This is a genomic window from Micromonospora sp. WMMD735, from assembly GCF_049178995.1.
GTDB classification, from domain to species: Bacteria; Actinomycetota; Actinomycetes; order Mycobacteriales; family Micromonosporaceae; genus Micromonospora; species Micromonospora wenchangensis.
This window is the reverse complement of record NZ_JBMHMJ010000002.1, coordinates 6,789,413-6,808,896: the sequence shown is the minus strand read 5'-3', so window position 1 is coordinate 6,808,896 and position 19,484 is coordinate 6,789,413. Positions and strand designations below refer to the sequence as shown.

Here is a 19,484-nt window from a genome sequence, read left to right as displayed (position 1 = left end):
AAGGGTGTTGCACGATGAGTGAGCAACGACCGAAGAGAGTGTTCATCGGTGACGACCAGAGGAGGAAGGCGATGACCCCGACCCTCACGCCGCCGCCCGAAACGGTGGCTCCCCCAGCCGCCGATGAACGGTGCGACCGCTGCAATGCTGCCGGCAAGCTCCGTATCACTCTGGCGGGTGGGAGCGAGTTGGTGTTCTGTGGGCACCACGCGAACAAGTACGCCGAGGATCTCGTGAAGATCACGGTGAAGTTCGCGACGGACCCCGAGTTCAGCTGGCGAGGCGCCGATCTGATGGCGAACTGACCCGAAACCCCTACGACGACGCAGCGGGGCGGAGGCACCCACAGGGTGCCTCCGCCCCGCTGTTCCCGGCTGCACGCACTCCCCCACCACACTCCGGCGGCCCACCCCTCCCGGCCCCGGATTCCCCTTCACCGGCCCGGTGATCAAGAGGTTCGCGTCACCATCCGACCGGTTTCTGACGCCAACCTCTTGATCACCGGGAAAAGCTGGGGCATCCGGGGCCGGGAAGAACGGGGGCCGGGGCGGGGCCGGGCCGAACGGGAGGGGAACGGGGAGCGTCAGAGGGTCTGGACGGTGGCTATGCGTTCCTCGAGCTGTTCGATGGTGGCCTGGGCGCTGGGCGGGCCACCGCAGAGTCGGCGCAGCTCGGCGTGGATCTTGCCGTGGGGCAGTCCGGTGCGGTGGTGCCGGGCGGCCACCAGAGCGTTCAGCTGACGCCGGAGCGCTACCCGACGCTGGGCGGCACTCAGAGGTACGGCGGGCGCGGCCGGAGCCGCAGCGGCCGGCTCAGCGGCCTGGACGGCCGTCCGACGCCGCTGCGCGGCGAGCTGGTCGGCCTGCCGTTTGGTCAACAGCAGCGACACCTGGTCGGCGGTGAGCAGACCGGGCAGCCCCAGGTACTCCTCCTCCTCGGGGGTGCCGGCCTGGGCGGCGGTGCCGAAGGACGCCCCGTCGAAGATCACCTGGTCCAGTTCGGCGGTCGCGGACAACGCGGTGAACCGCTTCTCCAGCTCGCCGCTGGCCTGCTCGTCGCGTTGGGCCCGCTCCAGCAGGTCGTCGTCGAAGCCCTCGCGGTCCTTGGGCTTGCCGAGCACGTGGTCCCGCTCGGCCTCCATCTCGCTGGCCAGGCCGAGCAGGTGCGGCACGCTCGGCACGAACACCGAGGCGGTCTCGCCGGGGCGGCGGGCCCGGACGAACCGGCCGATGGCCTGCGCGAAGTACAGCGGGGTGCTGGCGCTGGTGGCGTACACCCCGACCGCCAGCCGGGGGATGTCGACGCCCTCGGAGACCATCCGGACCGCCACCAGCCACCGCTGCTCGGACGCCGCGAACGTCGCGATCCGCGCGGACGCGCCCTGGTCGTCGGAGAGGACCACGGTGGCCTTCTCCCCGGTGACCTGTTCGATCAGCTTCGCGTACGAGCGGGCGTTCTGCTGGTCGCTGGCGATGATCAGGCCACCGGCGTCGGCCATCCCGGCGTTGCGCAGCACGGTCAGCCGGGCGTCGGCCGCCCGCAGCACCTGCGGCATCCAGTCCCCGGCCGGGTCCAGCGCGGTCCGCCAGGCCTGGGCGATCAGGTCCTGGGTCATCGGCTCGCCGAGCCGCGCCGCCAACTCGTCCCCGGCGTTGGTGCGCCAGCGGGTCTCCCCCGAGTACGCCAGGAACAGCACCGGGCGTACGACGCCGTCGCGCAGCGCGTCGGAGTAGCCGTAGACCGAGTCGGCGCGGGAGCGCAGCAGCCCGTCGCCGCCGCGCTCGTAGGTGACGAACGGGATCGGGTTGTCGTCGGAGCGGAACGGCGTCCCGGTGAGCATCAGCCGGCGTACCGCGGGTTCGAAGGCGTTCTTGACCCCGTCGCCCCAGGAGCGGGAGTCCCCGGCGTGGTGGATCTCGTCGAGGATGACCAGGGTGCGGCGGGTCATGGTGCGCCGCCGGTGCACCTGCGGGGCCATCCCGACCTGGGCGTAGGTGACGACCGCGCCGTGGAAGTCGGCGGCGGAGTGCAGGTCGGCGTTGCGGAACGCGGAGTCGAGCTGGATGCCGACCCGGGCGGCGGCCTGCGCCCACTGGGTCTTCAGGTGCTCGGTCGGGGCGACCACGGTGACCGCCTCGACGGTGCCGTCGACCAGCAGCTCGGCGGCGATCCGCAGGGCGAAGGTGGTCTTGCCGGCGCCGGGGGTGGCGACGGCGGTGAAGTCTTCGGTACGACGGCGCAGGTACTCCACCATCGCCTTGCGCTGCCAGGCGCGCAGGGGCGGGAACGTCTCCAACGCCGGCAACCGGGGTGCCACCCGAGGCTCCTCTCCGACCGCACGAGGCGGATCCGGGCCGAGGGCCACGGTACCGCCGCCCATGAAAACGCCTCCGCGCAGAGCATGCCGCGAAGGCCGGCCCAGCATAACCAGCCGGGCCCGGCAACCCCAGCCGACACCACGCCGACCGGTCCCGCCGCCGGTCAGCGGGGTGGACGACCGAGGCCGGTCTCCGGCGGACGCATCGTCGGCACCGGTGCCGACCACCGTCGCCGCAGCGCCACCAGACGCAGCACGAAGACCAGCAGCGCCGCGGCGGTCAGCCCGCCCGCCCCGGCGTACCCCAGCGCCGACAGCAGCACCACCATGATCGATCCGGCGAGCGCGGCGACGGCGTAGATCTCCCGGCGCAGCACCACCGGGATCTCGGCGGTGAGCAGGTCCCGGCCCAGCCCGCCGCCGATCGCGGTGAGCATGCCGATCACCACCGCGCCGACCGCCGGCACCCGGGCGTCGAGCGCCTTGAGCGTGCCGGTGACGGTGAACAGGCCGAGCCCGGCGGCGTCGAGCACCAGCACGGTGGTGCGCAGCCGGGCGAGCTGCGGGTGCAGCCAGAACACGGCGCTGGCGGTGACCGCGGCGGTGGCGGCGTAGCGCCAGTCGGCGAAGGCGAGCGGCGGGACCTCGTCGATGACCAGGTCACGGAAGATCCCACCGCCCAGCGCGGCGACGAACCCGACGAAGACGACGCCGAACAGGTCGAGCCGCTTCGCCACCGCCGCCGAGGCACCGGAGGCGGCGAAGACGGCCACCCCGGTCAGGTCGGCCAGGAGCAGGGCGGTGGAGGTGGTCACACCGCCGAAGGTTACGGGGGCGGTCCGGCGGACCGCCCGGATCACTCGCGGTACGAGTCGTAGATCTCCTTGCACTTCGGGCAGACCGGCGAGCCGGGCTTGGCGGCCTTGGTCACCGGGAACGTCTCGCCGCAGAGCGCCACCACGTAGGTGCCCATCACGGCACTCTCGGCGATCTTCTCTTTGCGCACGTAATGGAACATCTCGGGACCCGTGTCGGCGTCCTTCAACTCCGGACGCTCAAGAACCTCGGTACTCACAGTCACACCTCCAACTGCACAAGTTTGGCAGGTCGGCCGGGTCCGGTCCACCGCAGCCCACCCCGACGGCGGCCAGTTACGGTAGCTGACGTGACCACCTTTCACATCCGGCCCGGTACCGAGGTCGCCGAAGCCCTGCGTGACGGCCGTCCCGTCGTCGCCCTGGAGAGCACGATCGTCTCGCACGGTCTGCCCCGACCGGACAACCTGCGGGTCGCCCGGCAGATCGAGCAGACGGTACGCGACGCCGGGGCCGTTCCCGCCACCATCGGCATGGTCGGCGGCGAACTCGTCGTCGGCCTCGACGACGCCGAGCTGACCCGGCTCGCCACCGTCGACGGTGTGGCGAAGCTCTCCGTCCGCGACCTCGCCGTGGCCGCCGCCACCGGCGCCGACGGGGCCACCACCGTGGCCGCCACCAGCGCGGTGGCCGCCGCCGTCGGGATCGGCGTCTTCGCCACCGGCGGCCTGGGCGGGGTGCACCGGGAGGCGGCGCAGACCTTCGACGAGTCGGCCGACCTGGTCACCCTGGCCCGTACCCCGATCACGGTGGTCTGCGCCGGGGTCAAGTCGATCCTCGACGTCGGGGCGACCCTGGAGCGGCTGGAGACCCTCGGCGTCGGGGTGGTCGGCTACCGCACCCGGCGTTTCCCCGGCTTCTACCTGACCGAGTCCGGGTTCGACCTGGACTGGTCGGTGGACTCCCCCGAGCAGGTCGCCGCGGTGCTCGCCGCCCGCGAGCAGCACGGGGTGCACGGCGGCGGCCTGATCGTGGCCAACCCGCTCCCGGTCGACGAGCAGCTCGACCCGGCGCTGCACGACCGCACCCTCGCCGAGGGCCTGGCCCGGTTGGGCCGCGAGGGCGTCACCGGCAAGGCGGTCACTCCGTTCCTGCTGGCCCACTTCCACTCGGCGACCGAGGGCGCCAGCCTGGCGGTCAACGTCCGGATCATCCTGCGCAACGCCGACCTGGCCGCCCGGATCGCGGTCGCGGCGGCCGGACGCGCCGCCGCATGACCGCTCCCGGTCGGATCGTGGTGGTCGGCGACCTGATCACCGACGTGGTCGCCGTGCTGGCCGGAGCGCTGGCCACCGGCTCGGACACCCCGGCGACCATCAAGGTCACCGGCGGCGGGCAGGCGGCCAACACCGCCGCCTGGATCGCCGCCCAGCGCGCGCCGGTGACGCTGGTCGGGGCGGTCGGCGACGACAGCGCCGGCCGGGACCGGGTGGCCGAGCTGGAGCGGGCGGGGGTGGACTGCGCGGTCGAGGTGCACCCGCAGGCCACCACCGGAACGGTGATCGTGCTGGCCACCGCCGACGAGCGGACCATGGTCACCGAGCGGGGGGCGAACCTGCGGCTGACCGCCGACCACGTGGACCGGGCCCTGGCGGCGCTACCCGACGCCGCCCATCTGCACCTGTCCGCGTACTGCCTGCTGGATGCCGGGTCGCGACCGGCCGGACTGCGCGCGTTGGCCGCCGCCCGCGAGCACGGGCTGACCACCAGCGTCGACGCCGCCTCCGCCGCGCCGCTGCGGCGCATCGGCGCGGCGGCCTTCCTGTCCTGGGTACGCGACGTCGACCTGCTGCTGGTCAACGCGGACGAGGCGGGGGTGCTGGCCGGCGGGCTGGATCCGGCGGCCCAGGCGCGGGCGTTGTCGGCGGCGGCCCGGCGGGTGGTGGTCAAGCGGGGCGGGGCGGGCGCGATCTGGGTGGACCGGCGGGCCACCGTCGGGGTGACGCCGTCGCTGCGGGTCGCCGTGGTGGACGTCACCGGGGCCGGGGACGCCTTCGCGGCCGGCCTGCTCACCGCCTGGACCACCGGCGCGACCCCGAGGGCCGCGTTGACCAGGGCCGCCGACCTGGGCGCCCTGGCGGTCTCGATGGTGGGTGCCCGGCCGGAGGCGACCGGCGGGTAACGGTGCCGGCCACGCCCGCACCGGCCGGCCCCGTCAGGGTTCGGCGTCGATGATCCGGTGCGGGCGTTCCTCGGCGGTGAGGCTCATCGGCGGGGTCTCGTCGCGGTGCCGGGGCTGGAACCTGGTGGCCAGCCGGTGTTCCTCCTTGGGCGGGCGGTCGTTGGCGAGCAGCACCGCCAGCCAGGGGATGAGGATCATGCCCAGCGCCACCAGGGGCAGCCAGAGCCAGAGCAGCGGGGCCTTCGTGCCGACCAGGACCGCTCCGGCGATCACGCAGGCCACCCGGATGCCCATCATCAGCACGTACCGCTTCTGTCGGCTGGTGAGCTGGTCGTCCTGGCTGCGCGAGGCGTCGGTGATCAGAATCGGCTGGTACGCCTGACGCTTCACCATGGACCTCCTGAGGGGATTACCCACCATCCTGTCACCGCACCACCTTGATCAGCGAAAATCGACGCATACCGGGATCGTGTTACGTGCGTGGTACGCTCCGGCGGTGGGCAGCCGGTTCAGCTTCACCGAGGAGGCGTTGGCCAACCTGCGGGTCTACGACGTCACCCCCGGGGAAGTCTGGGAGGCGTTGCACAGCACCCGCCGGGTGATCCGGCACCTCGGCGAGGACCTGACGGTCGTCTACGCGGCGAGCGGTCGCGGCCGACGGCTGGCCGTCCTGCTCGCCGAGGCCGACGGCACCGACCACGACTGGGACGTCCTCTCCGCCCGCGACCTGAGCGACGTCGAGGCCAAGCGCTACGACGAGACCGTGCGGAGAACGCGCCGATAGAGGAGGCGACGGCGATGAACCGTGACGAGGCCATCAAGCGATTCCACGGCGGCGACGACACGTTCGCCGAGCTGATCGACGACAGTCAGCCGGTGGAACTGCCCGCCCCCGACACCGACGTGCCGATGGTCAGCCGTTCGGTACGCCTGCCGATGGACACCTACGAGCGGGTCCGGGCGGCGGCCGAGGCGCGGGGCATCGGCGTCACCACCCTGATGCGGCAGTGGATCGAGGCCGGCCTGGCCGACCTGGACGACTCGGCCACCGTCTCGCTCGCCGACGTACGCCGGGCGCTCGCCTCGCTGTCCCGCCCCACCGCCGCCTGACCGGCCCGTTCACAGGGCCGGGCGGGGCCGCTCCGGTGGCCGCCCGTACGCCCGGCGGAAATCCGCGACCGTGACCGCCGCGAGCACGGTCGCGGTCGCGGCGAGCGCCACAACGCTGACCGTCAGGGTCACCAGGGGCGTCAGCACGGCCAGGACGAGCACCGCGACGATCCGGGAGCGGGACACCCGCCCGAACACCTCGTGCTCGAAGCGGGCGCGGGCGAGCAGGAAGACCGCCGGCCCACCCGTCAGGAAGACCGCCCAGGCCAACTCGGTCCGCTCGTACGGGTGCACGATCGCCAACTCGTAGCCGACCGCCGTGGTCAGCACTCCGGCGACGATCGCCAGATGGGTCCAGCTCATCGACTCCCCCAGCCGGCCGGGCGCACGGGCCACCCGGATCGCCTCGGCGAGCAGGTGACCCGCCCGGTGGAAGTAGATCCGCCAGAACAGCACGGTGGTGACGAAGGAGAGCAGGAACGCCCCGGAACTGGCCGTGGAGAAACTGTGCCCGCTGAACGCCAACCCGATGACGAGAATGTTCTCGCCGAGGGCGATCAGGAAGAACTGCTGGTGCCGCTCGGCCAGGTGCTCCCCCAGCACCGCCCAGGTGGAGGCGCGGGTCGCCCCCAGTCGGGGCACCGGCCAGCCGACCATCAACCCGGCGTAGTCGACGACGACGGCCACCGACCAGCAGGCCAGCCGCCACACCCCGGGCAGCACCGCCCCGAGCACCCAGGGCACGGCGCTGACCACCGCCCAGGCCGCGACCCGCACCGTGACCAGCCGGCGGGGGTGGCCGCGCAACGCCAGGGTGAGGAAGAGCGGCCGGCCCACCTGCACCGCCACGAACGCGAGGGCGAAGGCCGGCGCGCGGGTGTCGAACGCACGCGGGGTGGCGACCGCCATCACCATGCAGCCCAGCATCGCGTAGACCACCACGAACTGGATCTCCGGCCGTTCCGGCTCGTACCGGCTGGTGACCCAGGCGGTGAACGTCCAGACCGCCCAGAAGGCCAGGAAGATCACCAGGGTCTGGACGATCTCGACGGGCAGGTCCTCCCCGGCCGCACCCAGGTCGTCGATGATCCGCTGGGAGACCCGGGTCAGGGCGAAGACGAAGACCAGGTCGAAGAAGAGTTCGAGGAAGGTCGCCCGGGGCGAACTCCCCCCGCCGCGCAGCAGCGCCGCCCCCCGCTCGTCCGCCATCGTCCACCCGTCGCCGCTGTCGCGGATCTCAACGAGCCGGCCCGGCTCCGGTTGCGTCAGCCCCTGTCCGCCCTCGCCGCCGCCTTCACCTGCTGCTTGTACTCGCGCACCCGGCGCAGCGACTCCGCGTCCGTGACGTCGGCGACCGAGCGGAAGGTGTCGGGGTCGCCGTACCCGCCGGCGGCCTCCCGCCAGCCGTCGGGACGCACGTCGTACCGCTTGCCGAGCAGGGCGACGAAGATCTGCGCCTTCTGGGTGCCGAAGCCGGGCAGGTCGGCGATGCGGCGCAGCAGTTCCCGCCCGTCGGTGACGTCCGCCCAGAGCCGGCCGGCGTCACCGGCGTACCGGTCGACCAGGACCCGGCACAGCTCCTGCACCCGGCCGGCCATCGCCTTCGGGAACCGGTGCAGCGCGGGCGGCCGGGCGAAGACCTCGACCAGTTCCTGCGGATCGTAGCCGGCCAACTCCCGGGCGTCCGGGTCGTGGCCCAGCCGCTGGGCCAGCACGTACGGCGAGGAGAACGCCTTCTCCATCGGCACCTGTTGGTCGAGCAGCATCCCGGTCAGCAGGGCCAGCGGGCTGCGCTCCAGCAGCCGGTTGGCCTCACCGTCGATGGGCAGCGAGAGCGTCATGCCCCCATCCTGCCCGCCCCGGCCGCCCGGCCGGCCGACATCCGCCTCCGGCCCGCCGCGCCGGGCCCGTCCCGACGCGAAGCGGCCCGGTGGACACGGCGCGGCCCGGTGGACACAGGTGTCCACCGGGCCGTCGGTGCCGTGGGGCGTCAGTTCACGACGTAGAGCAGCCGGTTCGGCGAACCCGAGCCGGGGCTGGTCACCACGTTGGGGGTGGCGCTGCTGGTCAGGGAGCTGGCGACCTGCGCCGGGGTGTACGAGGGGTTGGCCGACAGGACCAGGGCGGCGGCACCGGCGACGTGCGGGGACGCCATCGAGGTGCCACTGATCGAGTTGGTGGCGCTGTCGTTGGTGTTCCACGACGAGGTGATGTTCGAGCCCGGCGCGAACAGGTCGACGCAGGAGCCGTAGTTGGAGTAGGAGGCCCGCGCGTCGGTGTTGGTGGTGGCGCCGACCGTGATGGCCGAGGCGACCCGCGACGGCGAGGAGTTGCAGGCGTTGGCGTTGGAGTTGCCGGCCGCCAGGGCGTACGTGACGCCCGAGCTGATCGAGCTGGCCACCGCGTTGTCGAGGGTGGTGCTGACCCCGCCGCCGAGGCTCATGTTGGCCACCGCCGGCTTGACCGCGTTGGCGGTCACCCAGTTGACGCCGCTGATCACACCGGTGGTGCTGCCGCTGCCCCGGCAGTTGAGCACCTTCACCGCGATCAGCCGGACGCCCTTGGCCACGCCGTACTTGGTGCCGCCGACGGTGCCGGCGACGTGCGTGCCGTGGCCGTTGCAGTCGGTGTTGTTGGAGTCGACCGTGTTGGTGCCCCAGGTGGCCCGGCCGCCGAAGTCGGTGTGGGTGGTCCGGATGCCGGTGTCGATGATGTACGCCCGCACGTTGGTGGCCGTGTTCGGGTAGGTGTAGCTGGAGTTCAGCGGCAGGTTGCGCTGGTCGATCCGGTCCAGGCCCCAGGAGGGCGGGTTGGTCTGGGTCGCCTGGACGGTCATCACCCGGTCCTGCTCGACGTACGCCACCGACGGGTCGGCGGCGAGCCGACGGGCCTGGCTGGCGCTCATCTTCGCGCTGAACCCGGTGAGCGCGGCGCTGTAGACGTCGGCGACGTTGCCGCCGTACCGCTTGGTGAGGCTGGCGGCCCGGTCCGGCACGGCGGTCCGGGCGGCGCGGCTGTTGGCGGCGCCGACGGCCTCGCCCTTCAGCACGACCAGGTAGCTGCCGCTGATCGCGTCCGGGGCGGAGGCGTAGCGGATCTGGCCGGTGGGGGCGGCGAGGGCGGGGGCGCCCGCGGCGACGGAGAGGGCCGCGGCGGCGGCCGCGACGGCGACCGCGCGGAGCGCGTGACGCCGGGGGACGGACACGTCGGACATCGTCTGAACTCCCTACCGGGTACGACCGGACAGACGGGGGCCGTCCGAACGTCCCATCGACGGATGTTGGAGGGAATGTTAACGAGACATCGACGTACGTAACAGAGATAACGGCCAGGGGATTGAGCTGGTGTTATGGAAGTCGACGGGTGCCCACCACCCCCCGCCCCCGGGGCAGGCAGGATGACGAGGTGGACCGTTACGACATGCTGCTCTCCCCCGCCGGCGTCGACGCGCTGCGCACCGCGCTCACCGACGCCGACTTCACCGCCAACGGCATCGCCGGCCGGCTCGGGCCGCAGGCCACCGGCGGGGTGGCCCGCAACGACTTCCGGGCCGCGCTGCGCGCCACCGAGGAGCGGGACCCGCTGGCCACCCTGATCCGGGTGTTCGTCTGCGACCAGACCGAGCCCGAGTCGGCGGTCGCCGCCGCGCTCGCCCCGCTCGACCTCGCCGAGGCCGTCGCCGCCGGCCTGGTCGAGCCGTCCGGCGACGGCCTGCGCGCCGGGGTCGACCTGGAGCCGTACGGGGACGACTGGTGGGTGCTCGCCGACGTGCCGGCCAGCGCCCGCCCCGGCCGGCCGCTGCCCAGCGAACACGTGCTCGGTATCGGCGGAGCCACCCAGACCCTGATCGGGGCGACCGTCCGCCGCCCGGTGGACACCGCGCTGGACCTCGGCACCGGCTCCGGTGTGCAGGCCCTGCACCTGGCGACCCGGGCCCGGCGGGTCACCGCCACCGACGTGTCGGAGCGGGCACTGCGCTTCGCCGCCACCACCGCCGCCCTCAACGGGCAGGACTGGGAACTGCTCCGCGGCGACCTGGTCGCCCCGGTGGCCGGCCGCCGGTTCGACCTGGTGGTCAGCAACCCGCCGTTCGTGGTCGGGCCGGGCACCACCACCCACGTCTACCGGGACTCCGGCCGGGTCGGCGACGCGATCGGCGCGGAACTGGCCGCCGCCGCCCCGGGCCTGCTCACCGAGGGCGGCACCATGCAGTACCTGGCCAACTGGGTGCACGTCGCCGGGGAGGACTGGGCCGAGCGGGTGACCGGCTGGTTCGCCGGCACCGGCCTGGACGCCTGGGTGATCCAACGCGAGGTCGCCGACCCGATGGCGTACGTCAACCTGTGGCTGACCGACGTCGGCGAGGCGGCCGACCCGCACCGGGCGGCGGCCTGGCTGGACTGGTTCGACACGCACAAGATCGAGGCGGTCGGGTTCGGCATCGTCTCGCTGCGCCGGGGCGGGCACACCGATCCCGTCGTCCGGGTGGAGGATCTGCGGCAGCGGGTCGAGGCCCCGCTGGGCGACCAGGTGGCCGCCTGGTTCGACCGGCAGGACTTCCTGCGCGCCCGCGGCGGGGACGGGGTGCTCGACGCCCGCTACCGGGCCGCCCCGGGGCTGCAACTGCGGCAGGAGGCGACCATCGGCGACGAGGGCTGGGCGGTGGACCGGCAGGTCCTGACGATGCCGCACGGGCTGCGCTGGAGCGAGGAGATCGACCCGCTGGTGCTGGCCCTGGTCGGCGGCTGCGACGGGCGGTTGCCGCTGCGCGACCAGCTCGCCCTGCTCGCCGCCGCGCACGACGTCACCACCGACGAGCTGGCCGAGGCGGCCGGCCCGATCGTGGCGCACCTGGTCGAGCGGGGCATCGTCGAGCCGGTGACCGACTGATGCGGGCGGTGGTGCAGACCGTCGGCCGGGCCAGCGTCACCGTCGACGGCGAGGTGGTCGGCGCGATCACCGACGGCCTGCTGGTGCTGCTCGGGATCACCCACACCGACACCCCCGAGCTGGCCCGCACGATGGCCCGCAAGGTGCACGAGCTGCGCATCCTCGACGACGAGCGCAGCGCCGCCGACACCGGCGCCCCGGTCCTGCTGGTCAGCCAGTTCACCCTCTACGGCGACACCCGCCGGGGCCGCCGGCCGGGCTGGACCGCCGCCGCCCCCGCCGAGGTGGCCGAACCGCTGGTCACCGCCGTGGTAGAGGAGCTGCGGGCCCGGGGCGCGACGGTCGAGACGGGCCGCTTCCGCGCCCACATGCTCGTCGAGAGCATCAACATCGGCCCCCGCACGCTCCTCCTGGACCTCTGACAGCCCTCCCGCCCCACCACTCCCTCCCCCCGCGCCCCCGCGCGTCCCCGCGCCTGCCCCGGTGATCAAGAGGTTTGCGTCATCCTGAAGATCGAACTTGACGCAAACTTCTTGATCACCAGGGGGGCGGGGCGGGGCGGGCGGGCGGGGCGGGGGGCGGGGCGGGAGGGGGGATGCGGGGGCGGGGTGGGTCAGGAGAAGAGGCCCCGGCGTTGGAGGGACTGGCGGAGCCAGCCGTCGAGCTGGGCGGCCCAGTCGGTGCGGTCGGCGTTGGCGTGGTCGACGGTGAACCGGCCGAAGGTGTCCCGGCCCTCGGTAAACAGCCCGCCGCGCTTGTCCAGCTCCAGCACCACCTGCATCTGGTGCGGGTCGGTGACGAAGGTGACCTCGAGCTGGTTGATCGCCCCGGCGTACTGCGGGGCGGGGTAGAACTCGATCTCCTGGTAGAACGGCAGGCTCTGCCGTACGCCATAGATGTGGCCGCGCTCGACGTCGGCGCGGGCGAACCGGAAGCCCAGCCGCAGCAGCGCCTCCAGCAGCCGCTCCTGGGCCGGCAGCGGGTGCACCGACACCGCGTCCAGGTCACCCTTGTCGACCGCGCGGGCCACCTCCAGCTCGGTACGCAGCCCCATCGTCATCCCGTGCAGCCGGTGGCCGTACAGGTCGGTCAGCGGGGTCTCCCACGGCACCGCGAACCGGAACGGGATGTCGTACCGCTGGCCCGCCTCCAGCCGGAACGGGCCGGTGACCTGCTGCCGGGCGAACTCCTGGGTGGTCTCGTACTCGGAGTCGGCGCCCTCCACCTCGACCCGGGTGACCAGACCGAGCGCCACGTACTCGATGTCGGTGGCGTGGTCGCCGCCGGCCACGTGCACCCGTCCCTCCAGCACCCCGCCCGGACGGCAGTTCGGGTTGGCGAGCACGGTCTCCACCGACGGACCGCCCACCCCCATCGACTGCATGAGCCGCTTGAAGACCACCACGTCCTCCATTGCCTGTTCGCGTGCCGGCCACCATGGTCGACCGCTGGCACGGTAACCGGACCTGGCAAGACCCGCGACGGCCCACCCCGTACCCGACCGGATTGGTGTCGGTTCCCCGATCACCTCACCCCCGTTTCACGTCCCGGTTGGAAAGCTGTTCGTCACCGGGGCCGATGGCGTCGGTACGCGACACGAAAGCGGACACGGGGAGACACAGAGATGGCCCTGCAGATGATCGATAACAAGACGCGCCCGGCCACCACCATCGACGCCGAGCACGGCACCGAAGCCCTCACCGACCTCGACGCCACCGACGAGCGCGGGGTCTCCACCGACCTGGTCCGGGCCTACCTCAACGGCATCGGCCGGACCAAGCTGCTCACCGCGGCCCAGGAGGTGGAGCTGGCCAGGCGGATCGAGGCCGGGCTGTTCGCCGAGGAGAAGCTGTCGACGTGCACCCCCGTCTCCGGCGACCTGCACGCCGACCTCGCGCTGATCGCCCGGGAGGGACGCGCCGCCAAGGACCACCTGCTGGAGGCGAACCTGCGGCTGGTGGTCAGCATCGCCAAGCGCTACACCGGGCGGGGGATGGCCTTCCTCGACCTCATCCAGGAGGGCAACCTCGGCCTGATCCGCGCGGTCGAGAAGTTCGACTACGCGAAGGGTTACAAGTTCTCCACGTACGCCACCTGGTGGATCCGGCAGGCGATCACCCGGGCGATGGCCGACCAGGCCCGCACGATCCGCATCCCGGTGCACATGGTCGAGCAGGTCAACCGGATGGTCCGGGTCCGCCGGGAGCTGTCGGTCACGCTGGGCCGCGAGCCGATCGTGTCCGAGGTGGCGCGGGCGATGGAGATCCCCGAGTTCCAGGTCATCGAGCTGATCTCGTACGACCGGGAGCCGGTCAGCCTCGACCAGGCCGTCGGCGAGGACGGCGAGAGCGCCCTGGGTGACTTCGTCGCCTCGGTGGACCCGCGCACCGAGCCGGGTGACGCCGCCGCCAACGGCGAACTGCGCAACGAGGTACGCATCGTGCTCGCCACCCTCTCCCAGCGGGAGCAGGCGGTGATCCGGCTCCGGTTCGGCCTCGACGACGGCCGGCAGCGCACCCTCGACGAGGTGGGCAAGGAGTTCGGCCTGTCCCGGGAGCGCATCCGGCAGATCGAGAAGGTCACCCTGCTCAAGCTGCGTGACCCGGAGCGGGCGCAGCGGCTGGAGGCGTACGCCTGCTGAGCGGGACGGTTCGCGGTCAGGCCCCCGGCGGTTCGCCGGGGGCCTGCCTCCTTCCGCGGTGACCGGCCGGCGGCACCCCCGGTCAGAGCCGGCGCGGGCCGGTGTCGGGGCGCGCCCCGGCCGTGCCGACCCCCACCGCCGCGTGCAGCACCGCGATGCCGTCCGGGCGGGCCAGCACCGGGTTGAGGGTGAGCGTCCGCACCCGGGGCTGCTCGTCGGCCAGCCGTCCCACCCGCAGCAGCAGGTCGACCAGGGCCGCCCGGTCCACCGGGGCGGCTCCCCGGTGCCCGCGCAGCAGCGGCGACGCCCGGGGCTCGTCGACCAGTTCGGCCGCGTCCCGGTCGGTCAACGGCACCGCCCGCCAGGCCCGGTCGCCGAGCAGTTCGGTGGCGACGCCCCCCAGCCCGAAACCGACCACCGGCCCGAACGCCGGGTCCTCCCGCAGCTCCACCACGCAGGCCACCCCGGGCGGCACCATCGGCTGCACCAGCACCTGCGCGCCGAAACCGGCCGCCAGGTCCGCGTACGCCCGGCGCAGGGCGACCGGGTCGGCCAGGTCGAGGCGGACGGCACCCAGGTCGAGGCGGTGCCGCAGGCCGGGCGCGGCGGCCTTCAACGCCACCGGCCACCCGCAGCGGTCGGCGGCGGCGAGCGCCTCGTCGACGCTGCCGGCGGGCACCGACCCGACCACCTCGACGCCGTACGCGGCGAGCAGCGCGACCGGGTCGGCGGTGTCACCGCGCAACGCGGCCCGACCGGCGGCCCGGTCCACCCCGGTCAGCTCCGGCACCGTGCCCGGGTCCCGCCGCAGCCACCCGGCGTACCGGCCGACCCGGCCCAGCGCCCGTACCGCCTCCTCCACGCTCGGGTACGCGGGCAGCCCCGCCGGCACCCGCCCGGCGAGGAACGTCGCCACGGTCGGCTTCCCGGCGGCCAGCGTCGCCGGCAGGGCGGCGGTGACGTCCGCCTCCTCGACGGTGAGCTGCCCCGGCAGCGGCGGGGCGAAGACCGCCACCAGCGCGTCCACCCGGTCGTCGGCGGCGGCCCCGGCCAGCGCGGCGGTGAACTCGGCGACGCCGGCGTGCGGGCCGACGTCGAGCGGGTAGCCGTCGGCGACGGTGAGGCCCTGCCCGACGCAGGCGGCGGCGGCCAGCCCGGTCAGCGCCGACGAGTTGCCCACCACCGCTACCCGGTCCCCGGCGGGCAGCGGCTGGTGGGCCAGCAGCACCCCGACGTCGAGCAGTTCGGCGACGGTGTCCACCCGGATCACCCCGGACTGGGCGAACAGCGCGCTGACGGCCGCCTCGTCCAGCGCCGGGCCGGCCGGGCGGGCCAGCGAGGCCAGCGCCACCACCGGCTTGGCCCGGCCGATCCGGCGGGCCAGCCGGGCGAACTTACGCGGATTGCCGAAGGTCTCCAGGTAGAGCAGGATCACGTCGGTGCCCGGGTCGTCCTGCCAGTACTGGAGCAGGTCGTTGCCGGACACGTCGGCCCGGTTGCCGGCCGACACGAAACTCGACAGACCCAGCCCGCGCCGCTGCGCCTCGGCCAGCAGCGCCACCCCGAACGCGCCGGACTGGCTGAAGAAACCCACCCGGCCGGGGGCCGGCAGCACCGGGGCCAGGGTGGCGTTGAGGCGTACCCGCTCGTCGGTGTTCGCCACCCCCAGACAGTTCGGGCCGACGACCCGCATGCCGGCGGCGTGCGCCGCCCGGACCAGGGACCGCTGGGCGGCCGCGCCCGCCGGCCCGGCCTCGGCGAAGCCGGCGGAGATGACCACCAGGCCGTGCGCGCCGGCCGCGGCGGCGTCGGCCACCACCCCGGCCGCCGCCTCGGGGGGCACCGCGACGACCGCGAGGTCGACCGCCACCCCCGCGTCGGCCGCCGACGGGTACGCGGGCAGCCCCGCCACCGTGCGCGCCCCCGGGTGCACCGGCACGATCGCCCCCGGGTAGCCGCCGTCACGCAGGTGCCCGAGCAGCGCCGCGCCGACGCCCTGACCGGTGGCGCTGGCCCCGTAGACGGCCACCCCGCGTGGGGCGAGCAGCCGGGCGATGGACCGCGCCTCGGTGCGGTGTTCCCGGCCACGCTGCACCGCCAGGGTCGCCTCGGTCGGCGCGATCGGGAAGGTCAGGTGCACCACCCCGTCGGCGAACTGGCGTTGCACCTGGTAGCCGAAGTCGGCGAAGACCCGCAGCATCGCCCCGTTGGTGGGCAGCACCTCGGCGACGAAGTGCGCGATGCCGGCCCGGCGGGCGGCGTCGGCCAGGTGCTCCAGCAGCACCGAACCGATCCCCCGGCCCTGGTAGGCGTCCTCCACCACGAACGCCACCTCGGCCTCGGGGGCCGCCGGCCCGAGCCGCTCGTACCGGCCGACGGCAACGATCCGGTCGCCGGCCAGCACCACGAACGCCTCCCGGTCCCGGTGGTCGACGGTGACGAAGCGGTGCAGGTCCCGTTCCGGGATGCGCGGGTACGGCGAGAAGTAGCGCAGGTAGCGGGTGCGTTCCGAGAACCGCCCGTGCATGGCGACGATCTCCGGGGCGTCCTGCGGCCGGATCGGTCGCAGTCCGACGGTGCTGCCGTCGCTGAGCAGCACGTCCACCGGTTGGTCGACAGTGGTCACCGGTCCCTCCCCAGGTTCCCGGCTCAGTCGCGCGGGTCGTACGGGTCCAGCCCGAGCAGCGGGAACACCGCCTTGCGGGTGGCCGCCACGGCCCGGTCCACCGAGTTCGGCTCCCCGGTCGGCTGCCACGGCCGGTGTTCCGGGTCGACGTCGTCGGTCATCCGCAGCGGCACGTCATGGCCGGGTCGCCGGTGGGCGGCCAGCGTGCACCAGCCGGGCGGGGTGAGGGTGGCCGGGTCGAGCGGGTCACCGGTGGCCACCGCCAGCAGGTGCGTCCAGGCCCGGGGGACCACCTCCACCAGGGCGTACCCGCCGCCGCCGGTGGCCACCCAGCGGCCGTCGCACAACTCGTCGGCGAGGGCCCGCAACGCCAGGTAGGTGGCGCGCTGCCCGTCCACCGACAGGTGCAGGTCGGCCAGCGGGTCCATCCGGTGCCCGTCGGCCCCGCACTGGGTGACCAGGATCTGCGGCCGGAACGCGCGCAGCACCGACGGCACGACCGCGTGGAAGGCCCGCTGCCACCCGGCGTCGTCGGTGCCCGGCGGAAGCGGCACGTTGACCGCGCTGCCCTGCGCCCCCGGCCCACCGGTCTCGTCGGGGAACCCGGTGCCGGGGAAGAGCGCGAGCGGGGTCTCGTGCAGGCTCACCGTCAGCACCCGGGGGTCGTGGTAGAAGACCTCCTGCACGCCGTCGCCGTGGTGCACGTCCACGTCGACGTAGGCGACCCGCTCGGCACCGAGGTCGAGCAGGCGGGCGATGGCCACCGCCGGGTCGTTGTAGACGCAGAACCCGGCGGCCCGGTCGGGCATCGCGTGGTGCAGCCCACCGGCCACGTTGACCGCGCGGCGGGCCTCGCCCCGCCAGACCGCCTCGGCGGCGGTCACGCTCGCCCCCGCGATCAGCGCGCTGGACTCGTGCATCCCGGCGAAGACCGGATTGTCCGAGGTGCCCAGTCCGTACCCGGCGAAGAGCGGATCGCGCGGCGCGGCCCGGACCGCGTCCAGATAGTCGGGCCGGTGCACCCGGGTCAGCGTCGCGTCGTCGGCCGGCTCGGGCTCCACCAGCCGCACGCCGGGCCGGTCGAGCACGCCCAACTCCCGGGCCAGCGCCACGGTCAGCTCGACCCGGACCGGGTCCAGCGGATGCTCCCCCATGTCGTAGTCGAGCAGGGACTCGTCCCACACCACCAGCGTGTCGTCCGACATGGGGCCATCGTCGCACGACGGTCACCGCCCGCCCACTACACGTGCAGGTCAGCCGCCGGGTGTCGGGCCGGTCGCCACCGGGCGGGACGAGTCGGCGACCCATCCGCTCCACGATCCGACATAGAGCGCGGCGTCCGGCCGCCCCGCCAGGTGCAGGGCCAGCACCGCCTGCGCGGCGGTCACCCCGGACCCGCAGTACGCCCCCACCGGGCCGTCGGCGCGCACCCCGACCGCGGCGAACCGGTCCCGCAGCACGTCGGCCGCCGGGTAGCGTCCCTCGGTGACGTACCCGGGGGCGGGCAGGTTGACCGCGCCCGGCACGTGTCCGGCGACCGGGTCGATCGGCTCGGTCTCGCCCCGGTAGCGGGGCGCGGCCCGCACGTCGATCAGCACCCCGTCGTCGGCCGCCGCGAGGGCCGCCGCCGCGTCGGCGTCCAGCACCGGCAGCGCGCCCGGCCGGACGGTCACGTCACCGGGCGTGACGGTGGGCACCTCGACCGTCTGCGGCAGTCCGGCGGCACACCAGGCCGGCCAGCCGCCCGCCAGCACCCGGACCGGCCGGTGCCCCGCCCAGCGCAGCGTCCACCAGGCGCGGGCGGCGGCCAGGCCGTCGCCGCCGTCGTACACCACCACGGGGTGACCGGTACGCACACCGGCGGCCCGCAGCGCGGCCTGGAGGGCGGCCGGGTCGGGCAGCGGGTGCCGGCCCGCCGCGCCGGGCGGACCGCACAGGTCGGCGTCCAGGTCGACGAAGACTGCGCCGGGCAGGTGCCCGGCGACGTAGTCGTCCCGGCCCGGCGGGCCGGCCAGCCGCCAGCGGACGTCCAGCAGGGTCGGTGCGTCGGGCCGGGCCAGCTCGGCGGCGAGCCGGTCCGGCTCGATCAGGGGGTCATCGGTACCGGACATGACGTCCAGTCAACACCATCGGTGCAGCGACCTCGCGTTTCGGCGCAGGTCGATCTTCGCGCGCCGGGGTAGCATCGACCACCGGGAGGCCGCTGACGTGAAGCATGACCTGGTCGACACGACCGAGATGTACCTGCGCACCATCCTCGAACTCGAAGAGGAGGGCGTGCCGCCGTTGCGTGCCCGGATCGCCGAGCGGTTACGGCAGAGCGGGCCGACCGTCAGCCAGACCGTGGCCCGGATGGAACGCGACGGGCTGCTCACCGTCGAGGGCGACCGGCACCTGGCGCTCACCGAGCTGGGCCGGGGCAGCGCCGTGTCGGTGATGCGCAAGCACCGGCTGGCCGAGCTGCTGCTGGTCAACGTGATCGGGATGCCCTACGAGGAGGCCCACGAGGAGGCCTGCCGGTGGGAGCACGTGATGAGCGACGCGGTGGAGAAGCGGGTGTACGACCTGCTCAACCGTCCCACCCGCTCGCCGTACGGCAACCCGATCCCGGGGCTTGAGGAGCTGGGTCCGCCGCAGGCCGGGGCCAGCGAGCCGGTCGAGGGTGAACGCAACCTCGCCTTCCCGGGGCTGACCGGGCAGGTGGTGGTCCGGCGGATCTGCGAGAGCGTACAGACCGACGCCGACGTGCTGCGGCAACTGCACGCCGCCGGGGTGGACCCGGGTGCCACGGTCACCGTCGCCCAGGAACGCGACGGGGTGTTCATCGACCGCTCCGGCGAACGGGTCCGGCTGCCCCGCGAGGTCGCCTCGCGGGTCTTCGTCGCCGCCCACTGACCGCCCCG

General features: G+C 74.0%; 20 protein-coding genes. 9 read left to right on the top strand and 11 right to left on the bottom strand.

Annotation, left to right across the window (positions count from 1 at the left end):
* The first annotated feature begins 71 nt into the window (after positions 1 to 71).
* Complete coding sequence (locus ACN268_RS29875; RefSeq protein ID WP_088646450.1) at positions 72 to 305, top strand: DUF7455 domain-containing protein; 234 nt, start codon at positions 72 to 74, stop codon at positions 303 to 305.
* Between the two features lie 278 nt (positions 306 to 583).
* Here the strand turns inward: ACN268_RS29875 and ACN268_RS29870 are convergent, their stop codons facing one another.
* The 3 genes from ACN268_RS29870 to ACN268_RS29860 all read right to left on the bottom strand — a co-directional run bounded on the left by ACN268_RS29870 (position 584) and on the right by ACN268_RS29860 (position 3,398).
* Positions 584 to 2,317, bottom strand: coding sequence for a DEAD/DEAH box helicase (locus ACN268_RS29870; protein WP_088646427.1), 1,734 nt, complete (start codon positions 2,315 to 2,317; stop codon positions 584 to 586).
* Positions 2,318 to 2,481: 164 nt separating this feature from the next.
* Positions 2,482 to 3,132 carry a trimeric intracellular cation channel family protein gene (locus tag ACN268_RS29865; protein WP_421486360.1) on the bottom strand — a complete coding sequence of 217 codons (651 nt, stop codon included), beginning with the start codon at positions 3,130 to 3,132 and terminating at the stop codon, positions 2,482 to 2,484.
* A gap of 41 nt (positions 3,133 to 3,173) precedes the next feature.
* Entirely contained in the window at positions 3,174 to 3,398 is a 225-nt protein-coding gene (locus ACN268_RS29860) for a DUF3039 domain-containing protein (RefSeq protein ID WP_176739083.1), read from the bottom strand.
* A gap of 84 nt (positions 3,399 to 3,482) precedes the next feature.
* Between ACN268_RS29860 and ACN268_RS29855 the strand changes: the two genes are divergently transcribed.
* Together ACN268_RS29855 and ACN268_RS29850 are read left to right on the top strand one after the other, a co-directional pair.
* Positions 3,483 to 4,409: a pseudouridine-5'-phosphate glycosidase gene (locus ACN268_RS29855; RefSeq protein ID WP_421486359.1), complete on the top strand. Its 927-nt coding sequence runs from the start codon at positions 3,483 to 3,485 to the stop codon at positions 4,407 to 4,409.
* Positions 4,406 to 5,314, top strand: coding sequence for a carbohydrate kinase family protein (locus ACN268_RS29850; protein ID WP_421486358.1), 909 nt, complete (start codon positions 4,406 to 4,408; stop codon positions 5,312 to 5,314). The genes ACN268_RS29855 and ACN268_RS29850 overlap by 4 nt, the downstream gene beginning before the upstream one ends.
* A 33-nt stretch (positions 5,315 to 5,347) precedes the next feature.
* Here ACN268_RS29850 and ACN268_RS29845 read toward each other — a convergent pair whose 3' ends face one another.
* Positions 5,348 to 5,707: a DUF3099 domain-containing protein gene (locus ACN268_RS29845; RefSeq protein WP_194821888.1), complete on the bottom strand. Its 360-nt coding sequence runs from the start codon at positions 5,705 to 5,707 to the stop codon at positions 5,348 to 5,350.
* Positions 5,708 to 5,810: 103 nt separating this feature from the next.
* Between ACN268_RS29845 and ACN268_RS29840 the strand changes: the two genes are divergently transcribed.
* Together ACN268_RS29840 and ACN268_RS29835 are read left to right on the top strand one after the other, a co-directional pair.
* A complete protein-coding gene (locus tag ACN268_RS29840; protein ID WP_281899565.1) occupies positions 5,811 to 6,098 on the top strand; it encodes a hypothetical protein in 288 nt (95 codons plus the stop codon).
* A 14-nt stretch (positions 6,099 to 6,112) separates the two neighbouring features.
* Positions 6,113 to 6,424, top strand: a complete 312-nt coding sequence (locus ACN268_RS29835) for a hypothetical protein (RefSeq protein WP_302741505.1) — start codon at positions 6,113 to 6,115, stop codon at positions 6,422 to 6,424.
* 9 nt (positions 6,425 to 6,433) lie between these two features.
* Here the strand turns inward: ACN268_RS29835 and ACN268_RS29830 are convergent, their stop codons facing one another.
* The 3 genes from ACN268_RS29830 to ACN268_RS29820 form a co-directional block, all read right to left on the bottom strand.
* Complete coding sequence (locus tag ACN268_RS29830) at positions 6,434 to 7,633, bottom strand: low temperature requirement protein A (protein ID WP_421486356.1); 1,200 nt, start codon at positions 7,631 to 7,633, stop codon at positions 6,434 to 6,436.
* Positions 7,634 to 7,689: 56 nt separating this feature from the next.
* Positions 7,690 to 8,265, bottom strand: coding sequence for an HhH-GPD-type base excision DNA repair protein (locus ACN268_RS29825; protein WP_421486354.1), 576 nt, complete (start codon positions 8,263 to 8,265; stop codon positions 7,690 to 7,692).
* A 149-nt stretch (positions 8,266 to 8,414) separates the two neighbouring features.
* The gene (locus tag ACN268_RS29820; protein WP_421486353.1) at positions 8,415 to 9,638 is read right to left on the bottom strand and encodes a S8 family peptidase; all 1,224 of its coding nucleotides are present in this window, start codon (positions 9,636 to 9,638) and stop codon (positions 8,415 to 8,417) included.
* Positions 9,639 to 9,829: 191 nt separating this feature from the next.
* On the opposite strand from ACN268_RS29820, the gene ACN268_RS29815 reads away from it, so the two are divergent.
* Positions 9,830 to 11,314, top strand: a complete 1,485-nt coding sequence (locus ACN268_RS29815) for a DUF7059 domain-containing protein (protein WP_421486351.1) — start codon at positions 9,830 to 9,832, stop codon at positions 11,312 to 11,314.
* Entirely contained in the window at positions 11,314 to 11,736 is a 423-nt protein-coding gene (dtd, locus tag ACN268_RS29810; RefSeq protein ID WP_421486349.1) for a D-aminoacyl-tRNA deacylase, read from the top strand. The genes ACN268_RS29815 and dtd overlap by 1 nt, the downstream gene beginning before the upstream one ends.
* 191 nt (positions 11,737 to 11,927) lie before the next feature.
* Here the strand turns inward: dtd and ACN268_RS29805 are convergent, their stop codons facing one another.
* Positions 11,928 to 12,716, bottom strand: a complete 789-nt coding sequence (locus ACN268_RS29805; RefSeq protein ID WP_204924161.1) for a sporulation protein — start codon at positions 12,714 to 12,716, stop codon at positions 11,928 to 11,930.
* A gap of 222 nt (positions 12,717 to 12,938) precedes the next feature.
* On the opposite strand from ACN268_RS29805, the gene sigB reads away from it, so the two are divergent.
* Positions 12,939 to 13,955, top strand: a complete 1,017-nt coding sequence (gene sigB / locus ACN268_RS29800) for an RNA polymerase sigma factor SigB (protein WP_377687505.1) — start codon at positions 12,939 to 12,941, stop codon at positions 13,953 to 13,955.
* 82 nt (positions 13,956 to 14,037) lie between these two features.
* On the opposite strand, the gene ACN268_RS29795 is transcribed toward sigB, so the two are convergent.
* From ACN268_RS29795 to ACN268_RS29785, 3 genes are read right to left on the bottom strand one after another with little or no spacing between them, the layout of a single operon-like run.
* Positions 14,038 to 16,581: a GNAT family N-acetyltransferase gene (locus ACN268_RS29795; protein ID WP_421486348.1), complete on the bottom strand. Its 2,544-nt coding sequence runs from the start codon at positions 16,579 to 16,581 to the stop codon at positions 14,038 to 14,040.
* 23 nt (positions 16,582 to 16,604) lie between these two features.
* Positions 16,605 to 17,786, bottom strand: a complete 1,182-nt coding sequence (locus ACN268_RS29790) for an acetoin utilization protein AcuC (protein WP_421486347.1) — start codon at positions 17,784 to 17,786, stop codon at positions 16,605 to 16,607.
* Between the two features lie 48 nt (positions 17,787 to 17,834).
* Positions 17,835 to 18,692 (bottom strand): sulfurtransferase, encoded by an 858-nt coding sequence (locus ACN268_RS29785; RefSeq protein ID WP_421486346.1) that lies wholly within the window; start codon positions 18,690 to 18,692, stop codon positions 17,835 to 17,837.
* Positions 18,693 to 18,789: 97 nt separating this feature from the next.
* On the opposite strand from ACN268_RS29785, the gene ACN268_RS29780 reads away from it, so the two are divergent.
* Positions 18,790 to 19,476, top strand: coding sequence for a metal-dependent transcriptional regulator (locus ACN268_RS29780; RefSeq protein ID WP_088646456.1), 687 nt, complete (start codon positions 18,790 to 18,792; stop codon positions 19,474 to 19,476).
* The last annotated feature ends 8 nt before the right edge of the window (positions 19,477 to 19,484 follow it).

Excerpts from the sequence above, each read along its gene's own strand:
- ACN268_RS29875 (WP_088646450.1), top strand. The coding sequence starts at position 72 with ATGACCCCGACCCTCACGCCGCCGCCCGAAACGGTGGCTCCCCCAGCC.
- ACN268_RS29785 (WP_421486346.1), bottom strand. The coding sequence starts at position 18,692 with ATGTCCGGTACCGATGACCCCCTGATCGAGCCGGACCGGCTCGCCGCC.
- sigB (WP_377687505.1), top strand. The coding sequence starts at position 12,939 with ATGGCCCTGCAGATGATCGATAACAAGACGCGCCCGGCCACCACCATC.
- ACN268_RS29825 (WP_421486354.1), bottom strand. The coding sequence starts at position 8,265 with ATGACGCTCTCGCTGCCCATCGACGGTGAGGCCAACCGGCTGCTGGAG.
- ACN268_RS29790 (WP_421486347.1), bottom strand. The coding sequence starts at position 17,786 with ATGTCGGACGACACGCTGGTGGTGTGGGACGAGTCCCTGCTCGACTAC.
- ACN268_RS29835 (WP_302741505.1), top strand. The coding sequence starts at position 6,113 with ATGAACCGTGACGAGGCCATCAAGCGATTCCACGGCGGCGACGACACG.
- ACN268_RS29820 (WP_421486353.1), bottom strand. The coding sequence starts at position 9,638 with ATGTCCGACGTGTCCGTCCCCCGGCGTCACGCGCTCCGCGCGGTCGCC.
- ACN268_RS29845 (WP_194821888.1), bottom strand. The coding sequence starts at position 5,707 with ATGGTGAAGCGTCAGGCGTACCAGCCGATTCTGATCACCGACGCCTCG.
- ACN268_RS29830 (WP_421486356.1), bottom strand. The coding sequence starts at position 7,633 with ATGGCGGACGAGCGGGGGGCGGCGCTGCTGCGCGGCGGGGGGAGTTCG.
- dtd (WP_421486349.1), top strand. The coding sequence starts at position 11,314 with ATGCGGGCGGTGGTGCAGACCGTCGGCCGGGCCAGCGTCACCGTCGAC.
- ACN268_RS29850 (WP_421486358.1), top strand. The coding sequence starts at position 4,406 with ATGACCGCTCCCGGTCGGATCGTGGTGGTCGGCGACCTGATCACCGAC.